Annotated in this window: 11 protein-coding genes; 2 read left to right on the top strand and 9 right to left on the bottom strand. The window is 56.9% G+C overall.

All coding sequences use genetic code 11. From position 1 onward, the window contains the following. Window positions 1-145 precede the first annotated feature (145 nt). The 5 genes from ACMGGW_RS10255 to ACMGGW_RS10275 all read right to left on the bottom strand — a co-directional run bounded on the left by ACMGGW_RS10255 (window position 146) and on the right by ACMGGW_RS10275 (window position 10762). The gene (locus ACMGGW_RS10255; RefSeq protein WP_197831969.1) at window positions 146-4291 is read right to left on the bottom strand and encodes a non-ribosomal peptide synthetase; all 4146 of its coding nucleotides are present in this window, start codon (window positions 4289-4291) and stop codon (window positions 146-148) included. After that, window positions 4291-8097 carry an AMP-binding protein gene (locus ACMGGW_RS10260; protein ID WP_420279409.1) on the bottom strand — a complete coding sequence of 1269 codons (3807 nt, stop codon included), beginning with the start codon at window positions 8095-8097 and terminating at the stop codon, window positions 4291-4293. The genes ACMGGW_RS10255 and ACMGGW_RS10260 overlap by 1 nt, the downstream gene beginning before the upstream one ends. A gap of 17 nt (window positions 8098-8114) precedes the next feature. Continuing rightward, the gene (locus tag ACMGGW_RS10265) at window positions 8115-8564 is read right to left on the bottom strand and encodes a toxin-activating lysine-acyltransferase (RefSeq protein ID WP_025302733.1); all 450 of its coding nucleotides are present in this window, start codon (window positions 8562-8564) and stop codon (window positions 8115-8117) included. A gap of 18 nt (window positions 8565-8582) precedes the next feature. After that, window positions 8583-10109, bottom strand: coding sequence for a hypothetical protein (locus ACMGGW_RS10270; RefSeq protein WP_025302734.1), 1527 nt, complete (start codon window positions 10107-10109; stop codon window positions 8583-8585). A 362-nt stretch (window positions 10110-10471) separates the two neighbouring features. Then, window positions 10472-10762, bottom strand: a complete 291-nt coding sequence (locus ACMGGW_RS10275) for a hypothetical protein (RefSeq protein ID WP_025302735.1) — start codon at window positions 10760-10762, stop codon at window positions 10472-10474. Between the two features lie 300 nt (window positions 10763-11062). Between ACMGGW_RS10275 and dcp the strand changes: the two genes are divergently transcribed. Beyond that, on the top strand, window positions 11063-13264 hold the full coding sequence (gene dcp, locus ACMGGW_RS10280) for a peptidyl-dipeptidase Dcp (protein WP_043143240.1): 2202 nt from the start codon (window positions 11063-11065) through the stop codon (window positions 13262-13264). Between the two features lie 107 nt (window positions 13265-13371). Here dcp and ACMGGW_RS10285 read toward each other — a convergent pair whose 3' ends face one another. After that, window positions 13372-14268 (bottom strand): LysR family transcriptional regulator, encoded by an 897-nt coding sequence (locus tag ACMGGW_RS10285; RefSeq protein WP_025302737.1) that lies wholly within the window; start codon window positions 14266-14268, stop codon window positions 13372-13374. Between the two features lie 105 nt (window positions 14269-14373). On the opposite strand from ACMGGW_RS10285, the gene ACMGGW_RS10290 reads away from it, so the two are divergent. Further along, on the top strand, window positions 14374-15789 hold the full coding sequence (locus tag ACMGGW_RS10290) for an aldehyde dehydrogenase family protein (RefSeq protein WP_025302738.1): 1416 nt from the start codon (window positions 14374-14376) through the stop codon (window positions 15787-15789). Between the two features lie 127 nt (window positions 15790-15916). On the opposite strand, the gene ACMGGW_RS10295 is transcribed toward ACMGGW_RS10290, so the two are convergent. The 3 genes from ACMGGW_RS10295 to ACMGGW_RS10305 form a co-directional block, all read right to left on the bottom strand. Then, window positions 15917-17227, bottom strand: coding sequence for an MFS transporter (locus ACMGGW_RS10295; protein ID WP_004938595.1), 1311 nt, complete (start codon window positions 17225-17227; stop codon window positions 15917-15919). A gap of 142 nt (window positions 17228-17369) precedes the next feature. Further along, window positions 17370-17999: an N-carbamoylsarcosine amidohydrolase gene (locus ACMGGW_RS10300; RefSeq protein ID WP_025302739.1), complete on the bottom strand. Its 630-nt coding sequence runs from the start codon at window positions 17997-17999 to the stop codon at window positions 17370-17372. A gap of 9 nt (window positions 18000-18008) precedes the next feature. Next, window positions 18009-18761, bottom strand: coding sequence for a maleate cis-trans isomerase (locus ACMGGW_RS10305; RefSeq protein WP_015377793.1), 753 nt, complete (start codon window positions 18759-18761; stop codon window positions 18009-18011). Window positions 18762-18766 lie beyond the last annotated feature (5 nt).

Raw genomic sequence — 18766 nt, forward strand, 5'->3', positions numbered from 1 at the left:
GCTGGTAAACCTCCTGTCTTCGGAAAAAAATAACGAATAAAAAATATCCATGAATGTGTAGTAAAAGCAGAACAAAAAAATCCAACTGCTGGGTAATTTCATCAGTGCCTCGATAGGTTTGATTGGCCAGGGGTATCTTCTCGCGTTATTCCAATGATGTGGACAACGCGCGCAGCATCCGCGTCAGCGCTCGAAGAAGTTGAGCGTTGTTTAAAATGCTGTAATGCGTTTCTGCACAATAATTGAGGTGAACGTCATGAGAGGATTGCCTCTCCCAGCGTTGTGCAAGATTGGGGTGTTTACGCTGACGTTGCTGGCTGAGCCAAAGCGTCAGCGGTATCGCTATCTGTGGCAGAGGGCCGGCGTTATTCGTCAGATCAAAGGATTTTTTCAGCGCCCAACAAAAGGCTTCGGCATGTTCCAGCGTGATCTTCTCCGCAAGCACGCTCTGATTCAGCGCATAGTGCATTTTTATCTCGTTGGCGAAGCTGTCTATCGCGTTCGTTTCTTGATGCCGACACAAATGGCGCGCAATACCGAGAGAGTCGAACAGGCTGAGGTAACTTTGCGCCACGCTGAAACCTCGATTCACTGAGGGGTGCTGGGTGGGCAAACCGCTGTCGACAAGCACCGCATGCGCAAAGGGCGCGCCTTGTTCCGTCGCCTGCGCCGCCATATGGACAGCTAATTGGCCGCCCAATGACCAGCCGGCGATAACGGCAGTGTCGCGTTTGGCACGCGGTATGGCCGCCAAATGGGAGGCGGCCAATCGCTGCAGGGTGAGTGTGTCGTCTGCGCCTGGCGCGGCCAACCCCGGGCTGGCGATGGTGATGATGTTGGCGCAGGCGTAAAGTTGTTTTGTCCACTTTGCATATTGATGTACCTGGCCACCGGCACCATGCACCAAATACAAGGTGGGCAGAGAGGGGCGATCGGCTGCGCCGGACAACATCGATAACGGCAGGGGCGCGTTATCGCGCAGACGCTCGGCAAGTTTATCGAGCTGTGAGTAGCCAAGGATTTCCGCCAGGGTTAATTCCACATTAAGGGCGCGCTTGATGTTACCCAAAAACGTAATGCCGGAAAGCGAGCTGCCGCCATTGCTGAAGAAGCTGGCATAGGGGTCGATCTTGTCTGGAGCACAGCCTAACGTATCCGCCAACAACTCACGTAGCAGCATGAGTTCCGCGGACGCGGCGGGAACAACATCGCTGGCCTGACTCCGTTCGGTGCCTGGCGATAGCAAGGTGCGATCCAATTTGCCGTTGCGTGAAAGCGGGAAACGTTCAATAAGATGATAGTGGGATGGCGCCATATATGCGGGCAATGCGGCCGTAACCTGCTCGCGTATTCTTTGCTCCGCCTGGACACTGGCTTTCCCCGCCTCGGTCAATGTGAAATAGGCTTCCAGATACGGTGTGCCGTTCCTGGTTTCATCGCGACAGACGACGCACGCTTCAGCGACCAGTTCGCTGCTTTTGAGCGCGAATTCGACGTCACCCAATTCGACGCGAAAACCCTGCAGTTTCACCTGTTGGTCTTCGCGGCCGAGGAATTCGATGTAACCGCTGCGATGCCAACGGCCACGATCGCCGGTGCGGTACACGCGTTCTCCGGTGGTTGGGAGAAGAATAAAGCTGCCGGCGGTGGTTTGCCTATCGCGCCAATACTCGCGGGCAACGCCAACGCCACCGATATAAATGTCGCCGGTAACGCCGAAACCGCACGGCTCGAGTTTTTCATTCAACACCCACATGCTTTGATTCGGCAATGCGGTTCCATAGGGGATGGCGTTTCTGTAGTGCGTATCTCGTGTAAGTGGATGATAAATTGACCATATTGCCCCTTCGGTGGCACCGCCAAGGCTGGTGATGGTGGCGTTGGGGCAAAGCCGATGTGCTTCGGCGATCAGCCGCGGAGAGATACGATCGCCGCTCAGCCAGATATGCCGCAGTTGAGGCAGCGACAGGATGTTTTCTTGTGCGCAGTATTGCACCAGCATTTGCAAGATGGCGGGAACCGAGTTCCAGATGCTGATTTTCCGCTGGCGTATCGCATGTAGCCATGCTGACGGCTCTTTAGCGTCGTGCGGCGATAACACGGTTACCGATGCGCCGGCTAGCCAACTGCCGAACAGGTCATAGACCGATAAATCGAAGGCCAGGTCGGCGAGCGCCAATACGTTGTCACGATGTGAAACGTTAAACAGTTGATTCATGGTCAGCAAGGTATTGGTGACGGCGCCGTGTTCCATCGCCACGCCTTTTGGCGTACCTGTCGTCCCCGATGTATAAATGACATAGGCGAGTGCTTCCGCTTCGCCTGATGGGAAGGTTGCTGTGCCTGTGGCAGAGGGAGAAAACAGCGCCTCCAGATCCTGAAGGCGGGTTGTCTGCGGATAGCGGGCGCGATGGTGAGCCCGATTGCTCAAAACCCAGGCGCAACCCGATATTCGCACAATGGCCGCTACGCGGGCATCCGGTAATCCTTCGGCCAACGGCAAGTAGGCGCGTCCGGCAAGGATCACGCCGAGCGCCGCAATAGCTTGATGAGCGCCGCGTGGAAGATCGATGGCGATGAGCGCGCCTGGAGCGGTATGGGCGTTCAGCCAATGCGCCACGAGGCCGGCGTGCCGCAATAGCCGATCGTAATGCCACACCTGCTCTCCCTCGAACAACGCCGGGCGATCCCCATGCTGGTGGGCAGCGCGTAACAGCCGATCGGAAAGAGGTTGCCGCAAGCATACCGGCATCGCCTGCCCGACGGAGAGCTGCCGCAATTGCCGGTTATCGGCCATTGGCGCCAGCGAATAGTGGTCGACGGCCCGCGAAGGATCGCAGGCAATTTGCTGCAACAGCAATGCGTAAGCTTGCGCCAATCCGTTAATACGCTCCGGCGTAAACAGCTTGGCGTTGTATTGCCACTCCAACTGAATGCCCTCTGCGCCAGAAATTACTTCCAGAACCAGATCAAACTTGGGCGGCGCATAGCGTCTTGGCAGGGTGTTAACCTGCGCACCGCCAAGATTTAGCTCGTTGCTTTTGCGATGTTGGCAGACGAACATGATTTGAAAAATGGGGTGGAACTTGCCGCGCGTGGGCTTGAGTTGTTCAACCAGGTAAGAGAAGGGCAATCCCTGATGTTTGAAAGCGCGCGCAAATTTATTGGCGTTCTTTTGCAGCAGCGCGGTGAAACTGTCGTCGCCAGTGATGATAAATTGGTGAGCGATCGTGTTGACGAAGCTGCCAACGGCGTCGTTTAACGTCGGCTCGTTCCTGTTGGCGATCGGGCTACCGATGACCACGCGATCCGTCGCCGATTCTCTGGCAATCAGTAACGCGAAGGCGGAGTGCAACAGCGTAAACAGCGTCGTACCGTTATGTTTGGCTAACTGGGCCAGGGCCGGCTGCAGTTCGTTCGTCAGCGATGTTCTGACGATATTCTGTGTTTTGCCTGCCGCGGTGATGGCGATATCGTATTCAAGCGCGTGTTTTTCCGGCGCACCATCCAGTTCATCGCGCCAAAACGCCATGCTGTCATCGACATTGGCGACGGCGAGGAAAGGGTCTTCAAGATAGCGGAAAAACGCCTGACCGTTGTCATAATGCCAATGCTCTTCGTACGCTTGATAGTCACGGCTCAGTTCATCCACCAGCAAATTGGCCGTCCAGCCGTCGACCACGCAATGGTGGAAGGTCAAGAACAGATAGTGGTGCTGCGCGCTCTTTCTCAAGATCCGGCAGCGCAGGGGATACTCAGCCGCGAGGTCAAACGGAATCGTACACTGGGCGTTAAGCGCCGCCAGCATATTTTCTTGCTGCTCTTCACTGTTCAGCCTGCTGATGTCCTCGAGGCTGTGTTCGAAAATGGTTTCATCAGGATGCACGATGTCAACGGTGATGGCTTCACCGTCTAGCCGGTAGCGGCCGCAAAGCGCACCGTGCCGCTTGAGCAGTTTTTTCAACGCGGCGAGCAAACGCTCGGGTTCAAAGGGCCCCAGGATCTCTTTAGCGATCGGAATGTTATACAGCGGGCTGTTCTTGGTGAAGTTTTCATACAGCCACAGGTATTGGCCCGCGTAGTGATTGACGGTGTAACAAGGCTTCTCGCCGGTGTGCCGCTCTGAATTGTCTGGCGTACAGACAGATAAAAATGCGGTAATGTCTTCCTGCACCGCACTGAGTGCGGCGGCGTCAACATGCTCGATGGTTTGGCGTCGAGGCGACAGCTCGCCGAATTTTGCTCCCTGTTTCGCCATTTCCATCAGATTGATCAAGCCGATGACGCTCATCAGTGCGCTCCTTCCATGTTGACGTCGATAGTTTTCGCTGTTCGACCGCTTTTATTCGGGCGTTTGTCGCTGTGGGCGGAAATCAAATTCAGCCAATGCGCTAAGCTACACAACTGCACTCCCGGGTTTCTCCGCTGCGCCATTGTGAAGGCGGCGCGATGGTCGATATTCTCGCCATCATCGAAACCGAAGATCCTCAGTACGCAGCCGTTCAATCGCTCATTGGCCGTATCGAACCGAATGTGCGGGAAATAACCCAGCCGCGCAGAGAGGGTTATCAACTCTGTAACGCCGGCGTCGACGGCTTGGCGGCGCGCATCGACTTTATGCAGCAACAGTAGTCGCTCATGCCGGAAATCGCGTAGCAGGCCCTGCGTGAGTCTGGCTCCGCCGGCCGTATCATGCATAAAGATCATGTGGTTAACTCGGCAGGGCAGGGTGTGCAGCAGGGCCGAAAGTGCATCGAGCCAACTGGCATATTGAGTGGCTTCGTTCGGTACGTTGAATATGGCCGCGTTCAGCGACCATTCAGCAGGCAACGGCAGCGCCTGCGGTGACAGAATGTCCACACCGCGTTTGTCGGCGAGGGCGGCCAATAAAAGCCGTTCATCTGTGCCTTCGGGAGATTGAATAAACAGCCTGCTGCTGGTCGGCGCCTCGGTTGATAGACAGCGGCCGATAGCGCAACGGATGTCCAGATGCTGCGGATCCAGACCATAGCGTGCATGGGCCAACTGCGTCAGGTGTCGGCAGAGATCGGCGAGTCTTGGATGTTCAAGAATGTCGCTCAGGTTCAGATCCAACCGACAGTGGGCGTTAAGCACGTTAATGATTTTTATGGCCTGCAGGGACTCGCCGCCGAGCGTGAAGAAGTCGCCATCGTCACTGCCCAGCGTCGCCAGCCAAACTTCATGCACCAGGGTGTTGAATGTCGTCGAACGCAACTCCCGTGTGGGTTCAGGCATCCGGGATTGTCTCTCCAGGGTGCGATAATCAATCTTGCCGTTAGCCAGTTTGACCAGCGGCGTTGGATGATGCACGAAGCGCTGAGGAATATGGGCATTGGGCAGTTCGCCGTACAGTGTGCGGCGCATTGCCTCACTGAGCGGCTGCCGGCTGTGATAATGCGCGTACAGTTCCGTTCCCGCGTCGCCGCTTTTGGCCAGTACGGCAATCTCGACAATGGAGGGCAAGCGGGCCAGACAGCTTTCTATCTCACCCATATTGACGCGCTGCCCGGCGATTTTCGCTTCACGAATTTTGCGGCCAAGGAACACCAACTGCCCATCTTGGCGCTGGCAGGCGATATCGCCGGTACGAAAGGCGGGCATGAGATGGCCGTTGGCCTCAAGGGTGACGAACTTTTCCGCGCTCAGCGTTGGTTGATGCCAATATCCCAGGCCGACGGTCGCTCCGGCTATCAGTAATTCGCCGCTGCAGCCGAGCGGCAACGGCCTGAGATCCTCGCCGACGATCGCCGTGTATATACCATCCAGCGGTGTGCCTATCGTCACGGCGGCGCCATCGTTTTTGATTTCTGCGGCCGTCGCCACCACGGTTGTTTCGGTTGGGCCGTAGGAGTTGAATAACTTCCTGCCTTTGGGGTAGTGCGCGAACCAGCGTTCTTTGGCTCGCGGTGAAAGGCTTTCGCCGCCGATGATAACGGTAGTGACGGCCGGCGGTAGCGTCTGTTCACCGCCGGAGGCGAACAGCATTTCATTAAAGTAGGCGGTCGGCAGATCCAACAGGCTGATTTGATGATCGTCGCAGAATGTGAAGAAAGCGGCAAAGCTGTGCTTGACGGTCTCGGGGGCGATACACAGGTGGGCGCCGGCCCCCAGCGTCATGAAAATTTCTTCGATGCAGGCATCGAAATGCAAGGGCGCAAATTGCAACACGCGTTCGTGCGGTTGAATGCCATAGCATTTTATCGCCGCATCGACAAAAACGTTGAGAGCATGTCGGGCGCCTATCACGCCTTTAGGCATTCCCGTCGAACCGGAGGTAAACATGATATAGCTGGTACCGACCGGGAACGCCGGCGCCTCAGTCGATGTTTGCCGGCGAAACACGGTGAAGTGTGCGAAATCCGTCGGCATATTGAGTGTCGATGCGCGCCAATACGCCAATGCGCCAGGCTCGGAATGAACGGAGGGACGCGTGCGATCGGTAATCAGGATAGCGTCGCTAAACTGTTCAAGCAGTTGACGGTAAGCCGCTCCATCCCCTTTGGCATTCAGGTTGACGAAGGGCATTTTCAATTGCAACGCAGCAAGCATGCAGATGATGGCCTCCGGCCCTTGCGGCAAGTCGAGCAACAGTACGGTATGTGCGGCGCGAACGGGAGCCAGGACATCGGCCAGCGCACGCCACTGCTGCTGCAAAACGGCATAAGACAGCGTTCTGAGCGATGACGAAGCGTGTTCAGGCGTGAGGATCGCCGTGCGTTGCGGCGCTTGAACGACGGCACGATCGATACGCTGCATGATATCGACCACGTTGTCGTTGGCTGTTTTACCCAGCAGCGAGAGCGGGAAACGCTGTCGCAATGCCGCGACGGAAAGATTTTCCGGATCGTCGTACAGCAAGGTGCACAAGGTCTGTATCCCCTGGCTGTGCCGCACCAGACTGGCCGCATCGTAAAGCCCTGAGTCGGCATCGATCTCCAGCCGCAGCGTTTGGTTATCGAGATCGGGACGCATGTTGAAGACCAGATCCTGCGCGCCTCCTGAGCGTAAGTTACGGATTTCACTACGCTGAGCGGGAGAGAATGAGGCTGCCGCTTCAAAGGGAATGATATTGACCACGATGTTGAACAACGGCGAGCGGCTGGCGACGCTCCTCAGACTTTTTATCTCTTCGTAACGAAACGCTTGATGTTTCTTGAGTTGCTTGAGCGCGTGTTCAATGGTTTGCGCCAACTGTCGGCATGAAGCGGTGTCCTCAATATCGAGAGTCAAAGGAACAACGTTGGTCTTGCAGGTTAGCGCCTGCCTCGACAGGGCGTCTGTTCGCGCCATCATAGGGACGCCGATCGTTTGCTGCTTCTCGCCGGTACATAGGTACAAATACGCCATCACCGCTACAAAAGTGCGCGCCAGCCAGGAAGGATGTTCGGTTTGCAGCGCAAGGCGCTCGGCAGGATAGGGCAACGACGTCACATGGCGGATGGTCTGTCCCGAGGGAATATTGGCGCAGGCTAATGTCATCGGGTCTGGCAGTGAGGCGCTGGCCGCTTGCCAAAAATGTCGGTCTGCTTGATAGGCGGCTGACTGTTTATACTCAGATTCAGCCCTGAGCAAGGCATCGATCGCCGGTACGTCTTGCGGTTGTTGTGTCTGGTCTCGGTAGGCCTGCGCCACTTGATGGATCAGCAAATAAGTGCCGTAACCATCAAGCAGCAGATGGTGGCTGCAGAAATACCACAGAAAGCGTTTCTCACCCAGCCTGATGATTTTTTGTCTGAATAATGGCGCTGCGTTCAGCGAGAAGGGGCGCTTAGCATCCGCTTCCATTAATTCGATAGCGGTGGCCATATCGTTGGCGCTCTGCGAAAGATCTACCCATTCCACTGAGATATTGGCGGTGACGGAATATTGATAAGGCGTGCCGTTATCCTCATCAAACAGAACGTGCAGCGTAGGGGTTTGGCTGATGACACGATGAATAGCACGTTTCATTCTTGCGATATCGAGAGTGTGATTTATTTCGACATATTCCGCGATATTATAGCTCGATTTATCATCGCCGATCTTGGTGCCATAGTAAAATCCTGCCTGTGAATCCAGTAATTGATGTTTGCTCATTGCCTCATCCCTGACAATTATTTTTCTTTATTTTTTACAGTCATCAGTCTGCCCGTTCGGCGGGAGCGCCACACAACCGTGCGGCGTTCTACGATGGGGTGAACTCTTTTAAGGTGTTCCAAACATAAATGCGCGCTGCCTGGCTTGCAGCAAAAATCTAAAATACACAGCGTACCGCCCTCATCCCATTCTGAGTTATGGAGAAGAAACTGCGGATCGTTAATAAATCGACTCAGCGTCTCATCTCTCAGGTAGGCCCAGGTTATATACCCTATCGGGTTATCCAAATGGTCGAATAATATTTTAAATTGGTTTTGATTAATCGCTTCCTGAGTCCATAGCTGCAACGTTTTTATATGGTACAAACTGTAATTTTTATTCATCAACATACAGTTAACGGCGAAGCCCAGGCTCTCGTATTGACTGAACCTACTTTTACCCTGCTGGTTTTCTTTGATAAAACTCACGAAATATCCTCAGCGTTGTTATTGTAATACGTTGATCGCCTGGCGCTCGAAACGGTCGAGATAGGTTTGCAATTGTTCGGTGATCTCGCTGACTTCGCCGCGCCAGCCGGAAATTTCTTGAAAAATCACTTCACGGCGCATGAACGTGCGGGAACCCAACCTTCTGGTGACGGTCTGCTTCATCGCCAGTTGTAATCCGGCGGAGGTTTGAGCTGCTGATGTTTCCTGAAGGTATTGCGCGTATAACCGACGGAACGCCAGAGAAAATCTCTCCTCCGCGGTCGTACCCTGTTGTTCGGCGGGAACCCTTACGGGTGCGTCGATGAGCCGGTGCAATAGGGCAATCGCCGGATGAGCATTCCCCAGGCCAAGACCTTGTCGACGGGTAAAGACGCCGGGAGCCAAATCGAACATTTTTTGCAAGCGTTCGCCTAAGGAGAACCACTCGGCGGTGAGAGGCAGGCGTTGTAAAAATGCAGGGTCAAAACCCGCCATACCGAGATTATCCAGCAGGCAGGCTCGTTTATAGGCCATGTTGAAGGCCGCACCGATGCCTTGGTGCGCTGCCGCGAGAAATGCCGGGCCGAATTGATGCTTGGCTAAATAAAAAGCGAGATCTTGCAAGCCTCTCAGCAACAAAGGGGCGTCTTCATTGAGCTTGTTGTGTTGAATGTAGCTGCGCCCGGGATCGCGACGTTCTGCGGGAAAAACACTGCGAACACCATGAAAGTCCAGCAGCCTACCGGCCATATCGCAATTGGAGGGTGAGGTCATCATCACCAAATGCCGGGTGCGGCAGTACGCGATCTGCGTCGCGAGACGCCGGGCAAGCTCGCAGAGCCCGTAGAATGCTTGTTCTTCCTGGGGCAATGCCAACCAGCTTGCGGCGTCAAACTCCGGGGGACGAGGCAGAAAAGCCGGCGCGGCGACAATCAGCTTTTCGACCCGCTGAATATCCGAAGGCTGCCTTTGCATCGCATCATGAGGATGATAGTAGGGTGCGCGGCAAAAATGTGCAGGGCGCACGACGGGCTCACGCACCAGCAACGCCTTGCGGTTATGGGGACTTCTCGCCGATTCAGGAGAGATGGCGGCTAAGGGGCTATCGGTCACCAAGATCGCCTTATTGGGCACGGCACCGTAAGGCAGCAGTTTGGCCATGACGTTCCCCCATAATGCCTCCAATACTGCGCCGGTCATCGTCAACTCGCCATCGACATGCTTTGCCCCTTGACCGACTAACGCATTAGCCCCAATACCTTTAACCTGCCAACGCCCATCAAAGCCACAGCGTGCTCCGCCGCCGTTGCGCGAAATAGCGCCGCCGCCATAACGTTCGGCGAAAAAGACTTTTTCATCATTTAAGCGCGGCGTACCATCATCAAAAATAGCATGGCGATTATTTTCTTCGATGAGATAGCTGGTCTCTTTTTTCAGTTCGTCTTGTTCAGCAGGGCTTAATGCATTGTGCCAGAGTAATTGAGAACCTGTCTTTTTTGCGACGAAAGGGATCAAGCTTTCGTGAAGCATGGCGAGCTTTGTCATTTTTTAATCGTTATTTTTATTGGTGCAGAGTAAGTTAAATCCCGGCCTTATTGCACAAGGAATAATAAGACTGTTTTTTTAATTTGATGAATCCGGTGTTGAAAGTGAAGACGAAGGTGAAGGGCGGCCACCGCCACTGCCATTCCAGGTTGGGCCCATAGGAACCTGTGGAATAGCAACGTTAACCGGCATGTGTGGTGCGGCTTGAATAGCTATTTCCGTCCCGACGCCCACGGCTAAGGATACGGGGGTGGGTAATTTCGCTATTGTGCTCAGGCTACCGACAATGAGCGAAGTCGGATTATAAGAATCGTTGCCGTCAGATCCGTTAATACATGACAATTCAACTTCCGTTAAGGCTCTCATTTAAACTCCTTCTTGCGAGAGGTGATAGATAAAACAAGCGAAAAAATAATCGCCATCGGCAAACCATAACTGGCCGTGGTTTTAAGGGCGGCCGTATCCAAAAGGATCGCCTGGCGCTGCAGGCAGTAGTCTAAAAATACGGCAAGGGGAAATATCAAGAACAGCATAACGATGTGGTACGTGCGCACGCCTTTTTTCTTCGCGTTTTTATAGATCGCACTGATAATGAGGATGAAAATGACAATAAGAACTATTTCCGTTATAAGATACAATTTGATTAGCTCCATTAATCAAAATTTACATCAAGTTACATTGGGTAACCTGATAAGTCAACAGGGTATTTTATGATTCCTCTTTATTTATCATGGTATTGAATTAATTAATCATAAAATGATTACCTTTTGTGACTATGTGTCGATGATGAAAAATAAAGATGTCAAAGAAGCGTTTGGCCGCGGTCGGCGAGGCGGTTAACTTCTAATCACTTGTTTTTGCTCAAACTGCCAACTGCGCCTAAGCTAGGTGATGACTCTGAGGGAGCCATTCCCCGAGACCTTATTCCGTGAACATGGAGGAGTTTCGATTTGATGCGTTTATCCACATTGGTGCTGGCGATCGGCATGGCGCTGGGCTCGCAGGCACAGGCAGCAGAAACCCAACCTCACGCCGACCATAGTGCCCTGCCCAGCGGCCAGGCGAAGGAGGCTACCGTGACCGGTGAAGCCAATCAGCACGACAAGCAAAAGACCCAAAACCCGTTCTTCTATCAAAGCCGTCTGCCGTTCCAGGCGCCGCCGTTCAACCTGATCAAGGAAAGCGACTACGCGCCGGCGATCGAGGCGGGCATCAAGCAAAAGCGGGAAGAGGTGGAGAAGATCGCCAACAACCCGGCCAAGCCCAACTTCAAGAATACCTTCGTGGCGCTGGAGCAGGCCGGTTCGCTGCTGACGCGGGTGATGAACGTGTTCGGCGCCATGACCTCGGCCAACACCAGCGATGCGCTGCAGAAGCTGGATGAAGAAACCTCGCCGATGCTGGCGGCGCTGAACGACGACATCATGCTCAACGGCAAGCTGTTCGCGCGCATCAAGGCCATCTATCAGGATCGCGATGCGCTGAAGCTGGATCCGGAATCGCGCCGGCTGGTGGAAGTGACCTACAAGAACTTCGAGCTGGCGGGCGCCAACCTGTCGGACGCCGACAAGGCCAAGCTGAAGGCGCTGAACCAGGAAGCAGCGACGCTGAGCACCCAGTTCACCAACAAACTGCTGGCGGCGAGCAAAAACGGCGCGCTGGCGATAACCGACCAGGCGAAACTGGACGGTCTGTCCGAAGGTGAGCTGGCCGCGGCAGCGCAGGCGGCCGCCGAGCGCAAGCTGGAGAAACAGTGGCTGTTGGTGCTGCAGAACACCACCCAGCAGCCGCTGCTGCAGAGCCTGAAAGATCGCGACACCCGCCAAGCGCTGTTCGACGCCTCCTGGACGCGCGCGGAGAAGGGCGACGGCAACGATACCCGCCAGACCCTTTCCCGTCTGGCCAAGGTACGCGCCGAGCAGGCCAAGCTGTTGGGCTACCCGAACTACGCCGCCTGGAAGCTGCAAAACCAGATGGCCAAGACGCCGGATGCCGCCTTGAGCTTTATGCGCAACATCGTGCCGGCGGCCACCGCGCGCGCCGAGCGTGAAGCCAAAGACATTCAGGCGGTGATCGATCAGCAGAAAGGCGACTTCAAGGTGCAGGCCTGGGACTGGCAGTTCTACGCCGAACAGGTGCGCAAGGCCAAGTACGACCTGGACGAATCGCAGATCAAACCTTACTTCGAGCTGAACAACGTGCTGAACAACGGCGTGTTTTACGCCGCCAACCTGCTGTACGGCATCAGTTTCAAAGAACGCAAGGACATTCCGGTCTACCAGCCGGACGTTAAGGTGTATGAAGTGTTCGACAAGGACGGCAAATCGCTGGCGCTGTTCTACACCGACTACTTCAAGCGCGACAACAAGGGCGGCGGCGCCTGGATGAGCAACTTCGTCGATCAGTCGAAGCTCAACGGCACCAAGCCGGTGATCTACAACGTCGCCAACTTCACCAAACCGGCGCCGGGGCAGCCGGCGCTGCTGTCGTATGACGACGTGATCACCATGTTCCACGAGTTCGGCCACGCGCTGCACGGCATGTTCGCCGATCAGGAATACCCGAGCCTGTCGGGTACCAACACCGCGCGCGATTTCGTCGAGTTCCCGTCGCAGTTCAACGAGCACTGGGTCAGCGATCCGAAAGTGTTCAGCCACTTCGCCAAGCATTATCAGACCGGCGAGGCGATGCCGCAGGAACTGGTCGACAAGATCAAGAAGGCCGACAAGTTCAACAAGGGCTACAGCATGACCGAGCTGCTGTCCGCCGCGCTGCTGGACATGCACTGGCACATGCTGACCGCCGACCAGCCGCAGCAAGACGTGGACAAGTTCGAGGCCGAATCGTTGCAAAAAGACAAGGTCGATCTCAGCTACGTGCCGCCGCGCTACCGTTCCAGCTATTTCCAGCACATCTGGGGTAACGGCTACGCCGCGGGCTATTACGCCTATCTGTGGACGGAAATGCTGGCGGACGACGCCTTCCAGTGGTTCACCGAGCACGGTGGCCTGACCGCCGAAAACGGCCAGCGCTTCCGCGACATGATCCTGTCGCGCGGCAACAGCCAGGATCTGGAGAAGCTGTACATCGACTGGCGCGGCAAAGAGCCGAGCATCGAACCGATGCTGATCAACCGCGGGCTGAAGGACGAATAGTTCCGAGGGTATGAACAAGGAGAGTGAGTAAACCAACGGCACGCCAAATGCTGGTCGCATTCCGACGTTTGGCGGTGCCGTTTTCTGGTCGACAGAGAGAAGACAAGCTACCTGGCCTGAATTTCATGCACCAAATCGATAAATGCCTTGAGCCCCGGAGGCACATGTCGTCTGCCGGGATAATAGAGACGCAATCCGCCGAAAGCTGGGCACCATTCGTCCAGTACGCTAATAAGACGACCTGATGCGATATCTTCACGGGCAAACCAATCTGAAACGAAGGCAATCCCCACACCGCTCAATGCGGCACGATGAATGGCGCGCATTTCATTCAATACAATGCGCGGCGGTACGTTGACTCGAAGTTTCTGCTGGTGGCGTTCCAATTCCCAATGGTAAATCCCTCCGTGTGACATACGCATCCCGACGCTTTTGTGCCGTAACAGATCCTCCGGCGATTGCGGTATGCCATGTTCAGCGAAATAGTCTGGTGTAGCGACCACCAACATGCGGATATCTCCCGTTAGCTCCACGGCGATCATGTCCTGCGGGACGGACTCCGCCAAACGGATCCCCGCGTCGTAACCTTCCGCCACAATGTCCACCATTCTTGATTCGCTGGTGATATCGAGCCGCATTTGCGGGTAACGCCGCAAATACGTTTCGATCAACGGTTCGTAGAGCAGGGAGACGCACTCCTGCGGTGCGCTGATGCGCAGCGTGCCGGTTGGCGCGTCGGGCTGGGTGGCGATCTCTTCTGATGCACGCCGAATCTCGGCCAGAGCGGGGGCGATTCGTTCTACATAACGCGCGCCCGCCGGCGTCAGCGCCACGCTGCGGGTCGAACGGTTAAACAGACGTATTTTCAGGCGGCTTTCCAACCCGGCCACCGCATTGCTGACGGCGGTGGCCGACATGCCTAATTGCCGTGCGGCGGCGCGAAAGCTTTGTCGCTGCGCCACCGCCAACACGACTTCCAACTCTGTCAGTCCACTGCGATGCATAGATTATCCCGATTATCGGTACAGTTCGTACAGGATAGACCCACTTATCGTATTGATCATCTGTTTCTATACTCGTTTGACTAATCGGAACATGTGGAGCGCACCATGCAAAAAATTGACAGCATTTATATCAACGGTGAATTCGTGACACCCCACGGTGAAGAACGCTTCACGCTGTTTAACCCGGCGACAGAAGACGTGATTGGCACTGTGCGTCTGGCGGACGAGGTGGATGCCGAGCGGGCGATTGCCGCAGCCAAGGCCGCATTTCCTTACTGGTCCAAGACCAGTAAGGCGGAACGCCTTGCCGTATTGCGCCGTATGCACAAAGCGGTTATGGCCCGTGAAGATGAGCTGATGGACGCCGTCGTGATGGAATATGGCGCGCCCAAAATTCGTGGGCGCTGGATGGCCAGCTACCCGGCGGACGCGATAGCTCAGGCGATCGACGCGCTGGAAAATTTCGAGTTTACGGAACAGGCAGGTAAGGCGCAGGTCATCATGACGCCTGTCGGCGTCGCCGGGCTGATTACGCCATGGAACAGCGATGCCGGGTTTATCTGCAACAAACTGGCGACGGCGATGGCGGCAGGGTGCACCGCGGTGATCAAGCCCAGCGAAATGAGCGCGATGCAAACGCGGGTCATCACCGAAGCGTTGCACGATGCGGGCATTCCTGCCGGGGTATTTAACATTATCACCGGGCGAGGCGAGGTGGTGGGTGAGGTCATTAATCGACATCCCGATATTGCCAAGATCTCGTTTACCGGTTCCACGGCGGTGGGCAAACATATCGTAGAAAGCGGTGCAGAATCGCTGAAACGGGTGACATTGGAACTGGGGGGCAAATCGCCGACGCTGATCCTGGACGATGCGGATGTCATGCAGGCCGTGCCTTTGGCGCTTGCCGCCGGTTTTATGAATAGCGGCCAGGCCTGCATTGCAGGCACGCGAATTCTGGTGCCGCGCAGCCGTCAGGCGGAGTTTGAACAGGCGATTGCCGACGCGGTAGGCAAAGTCCGGTCGGGCGATCCGCGCGATGAAAATACGGAAATCGGCCCGATGGTGAGCCAAAAACAGTGGCAACGGGTGCAGGATTATATCCGCTTGGGCGAGGAAGAAGGGGCGACATTGTTGGTTGGCGGCGTTGGCCGTCCATCGGGTATGGATAAAGGCTGGTGCGTGAAGCCTACGGTATTTGCGGGCAATAACCGGATGCGCATTGCCCGGGAAGAAATTTTTGGTCCGGTGCTGGTGATCATCCCTTACGACAATGAGGCCGAAGCGCTTGCGATCGCCAACGACACCGCCTACGGGCTGAGTGCGCTGGTGTTAAGCGGCGATCGCGAACGCGGGGTGCGGGTGGCGCAGCAGATTGACTCCGGGCGTGTTCTGCTGAACACGTTGGATCATGAACCTAAAGCGCCGTTTGGCGGTTTCAAACAGTCCGGGCTGGGGCGCGAGATGGGCAAATGGGGGATGCAGGCCTATCTGGAAGCAAAAACGTTGTTGGTGGGGTAACCCAGAGCCCATCGTCGTTATTGACATGCCGTGTTGTGGGGGGAGAAAACGGCGCAAGAATCAAAGCAGACAACGGTCCGTTATCATCATTTTCATTGTCTTGCGCCTTTTCCCTTTCTATTAACGCTCAGCGGTTCACCACCTTGGCCGGCAGGGCCACCACCAGCAGCGAGCTGAGCAGCAGGCAGCCGGCGAAGGCCCAGAGCGCGCCACCGCTCTTGCCGGTCAGATCCAGCGCCAGCCCCATCAGCGAATTGCTCACCAGCCCAGCGATGTTGGCCAGCGAACAGGCCAGCGCGAAGCCGGTCGCCGCCGCTGTGCCGCGCAGGAAGGTGGCCGGCAGGCTGAAGAACACCGGCACCGCGCCGATGATTGCCGCCTGGGCGATGGAGAACAGCAGCACCGTGGCCAGCGCATTGTGGGTGAAGAAGGTGCTGCCGGCCATCGCCAGCGCGCCGACGATAAACGGCACGATGATATGCCAGCGCCGTTCGCGCAGCCGGTCGGAACTGCTGCCGATCAGCAGCATGCCGAGCAGGGCGGCGACGCTGGGGATCGCCGTCAGGTAACCGATGGTGGTGATGTCGGTAACGCCGGCGGTTTTGATGAAGGTCGGCATCCAAAAGCCCATGGCGTAGGCGCTGAGCAGAATAGCGAAGTCGATGCCGCCGAGCATCCACACCTTCAGGTTGAAGAAGCCGTCGCGGAAGCTGTGCTTGCCGTGATCGGCCTCGGCGTCGTCGCGCGCCAGATCGTCGGCGATGCGCTGTTTTTCCTCGGGCGTCAGCCACTTGGCCTGCTGATAAGTGTTAGGCAATAGCCAGAAGGTCAGCACGCCCAACAGCACGCTGGGAATGCCCTCCAGCAAAAACAGCCACTGCCAGCCGTGCAGCCCGTGGCGCATGTCGAAATGGCCCATGATCCAGCCGGAGAGCGGCCCGCCGATCACGCTGGAGAGCGGCAGGCCGATCATGAACAGCGCGATGATGCGGCCGCGGCGATAGGTCGGGAACCACAGCGTCAGGTAAAAGAGCACGCCGGGCAGGAAACCGGCCTCCGCCACGCCGAGCAGAAAGCGAATGACGTAGAACTGGGTCGGCGTGGTGACGAACATGGTGGCGGTGGACAGCAGCCCCCAGGTGATCATGATACGGGCAATCCACATCTTGGCGCCGACGCGCTGCAGGATCAGGTTGCTCGGCACCTCGAACAGAATATAGCCGACGAAGAACAGCCCGGCGCCCAGACCAAAGGCCGCTTCGCTCAGCTGCAGCGCGTCGGCCATCTGCAGCTTGGCCAGCCCTACGTTGATGCGATCGAGGTAGGCCGCCAGGTAACACAGGCAAAGAAACGGGATCAGTTTCCAGGTGATTTTGCGGTACAGCAGCAGCGATTCTGCGTCCGCTTTCCCCGCCAGCGGGGTGTCGACAATGGCCATGATGTTGTCTCCAGGTGGTGCGTGTTGGCCTCCGCAGGAGGCGCCTGTTGTGTTTGCGTTGCATGGACGCCGCCCTGTTTCGGGCGGTCGCGTGAGGCGCTGTCTGCGCCTTCGTTATTGTCGTTGCAGGTGAATCGTTGACTCATAACCGGTTCAGGTAGTCGAGCGCCTCCCGTTTGTGCACCACGTCGCCGTATTTGCTGTCGATGTCGAACAGGTTGGCTTCGTGCGGGTCGGGGTGACGATCGCCGACGCACTCGCGCACCACCATGGCGCGGAAGCCGTGCTGCACCGCGTCCACCGCGCTGGCGCGGATGCAGCCGCTGGTGGAGCAGCCGATCATCAGCAGCGTGTCGATCCCTTGCGCCACCAGCAGCGGCGCCAGCGCGGTGCCGAAGAAGGCGCTGGCGTATTGCTTGCTCAGCACCACCTCATCGGCCAGCGGCGCCACCGGCGGGCAGAACGCCGCCAGCGGGTTGCCCGCCACCATGTCTTTCATCACCGGCGCTTTCTTCACCCACAGGCCGCCATCGGCAAAATGGCCTGCATGATAGCGGATATGGGTGTGGATCACCGGAATTCCCGTTCGGCGCGCGCAGGCCAGCAGCTCGCGGCTTTCCTCGACCGCGCTCACCACGCCCGGCGCGAACAGCGGCGCGCCTTCGGTGGTGTAGGCCTGCATAAAATCGATCGCCAGCAGCGCCGGGCGCCGGCCGAAGCCGATGCGCTGGCCCCAGACGCCGCGGTAGTTGTCGCTGAGGGTGTCGTTCATTCTGCCTCCTCAATAGGCGCCGGACAGCAGGGCGCCGGCGCCGGGGACGATCGGTTCCAGCTCCAGCGCGGTCAGCATCGCGTAAGTGGTGGCGATGGCGGCGGTGATCACCGGTTTGCCGGTTTGGGCCTCTACCGTTGGGACGGCCGGCAGAGAAGGCATCTGCACGCAGGCGGACAGCACGATAGCATCGACCTCGCGTAAATCCATCTCGGCGACGATCCCCGGCAGCCTGGCCGGATCGTGCCGGCCGACCTCGAGGTTGTCCGGGATCTCCAGCGCGCGCCACACCTTGACCTCGATGCCTTCGTGCTGGATGTAGTCCACCACCAGCTGGGTCAGCGGTTTCATGTAGGGTGCCACCAGCGCGATGCGTTTGGCGCCGATCACCTTCAGGCCGTTGACCAGCGCGCCGGCGCTGCTGATAACCGGCGCGGCGGCCTGATTGTCTTTCGTCACCTGCGCCAGCCGGGCCTGCGATTCGCGGTGATAGCCCAGCCCCATCGCCATGATGGCCACCAGGCAGGCGTAGCCGAGCACGTCGACCCGCGCGTCGGACAGCTCCAGCGCGCAGCGATCGGACTCGGCGTCCATCGCCGCCAATTCTTCTTTATTGACGTGTTTCATGCGCATGCGGCTGGAGTGAAAAGTGAAACGCTCCGGGCGTATCAGCTGGCGCGCGCCCAGCATCGCCGGGATCTCGGTTTCCATTGTGGTGTTGGAGCTGGGCACGATCTGGCCGATGCGGTAGTGGTTGCTCATGTCGG

Origin of the sequence: Serratia sp. BNK-4, from assembly GCF_048685115.1 — a bacterium.
GTDB classification, from domain to species: domain Bacteria; phylum Pseudomonadota; class Gammaproteobacteria; order Enterobacterales; family Enterobacteriaceae; genus Serratia; species Serratia bockelmannii.

What these genes read in the sequence shown, in the direction of transcription:
- ACMGGW_RS10270 (WP_025302734.1), bottom strand. Translation starts at nt 10,109, where the DNA reads ATGACAAAGCTCGCCATGCTTCACGAAAGCTTGATCCCTTTCGTCGCA.
- ACMGGW_RS10260 (WP_420279409.1), bottom strand. Translation starts at nt 8,097, where the DNA reads ATGAGCAAACATCAATTACTGGATTCACAGGCAGGATTTTACTATGGC.
- ACMGGW_RS10255 (WP_197831969.1), bottom strand. Translation starts at nt 4,291, where the DNA reads ATGAGCGTCATCGGCTTGATCAATCTGATGGAAATGGCGAAACAGGGA.
- ACMGGW_RS10290 (WP_025302738.1), top strand. Translation starts at nt 14,374, where the DNA reads ATGCAAAAAATTGACAGCATTTATATCAACGGTGAATTCGTGACACCC.
- ACMGGW_RS10285 (WP_025302737.1), bottom strand. Translation starts at nt 14,268, where the DNA reads ATGCATCGCAGTGGACTGACAGAGTTGGAAGTCGTGTTGGCGGTGGCG.
- ACMGGW_RS10275 (WP_025302735.1), bottom strand. Translation starts at nt 10,762, where the DNA reads ATGGAGCTAATCAAATTGTATCTTATAACGGAAATAGTTCTTATTGTC.
- dcp (WP_043143240.1), top strand. Translation starts at nt 11,063, where the DNA reads ATGCGTTTATCCACATTGGTGCTGGCGATCGGCATGGCGCTGGGCTCG.
- ACMGGW_RS10300 (WP_025302739.1), bottom strand. Translation starts at nt 17,999, where the DNA reads ATGAACGACACCCTCAGCGACAACTACCGCGGCGTCTGGGGCCAGCGC.
- ACMGGW_RS10305 (WP_015377793.1), bottom strand. Translation starts at nt 18,761, where the DNA reads ATGAGCAACCACTACCGCATCGGCCAGATCGTGCCCAGCTCCAACACC.
- ACMGGW_RS10295 (WP_004938595.1), bottom strand. Translation starts at nt 17,227, where the DNA reads ATGGCCATTGTCGACACCCCGCTGGCGGGGAAAGCGGACGCAGAATCG.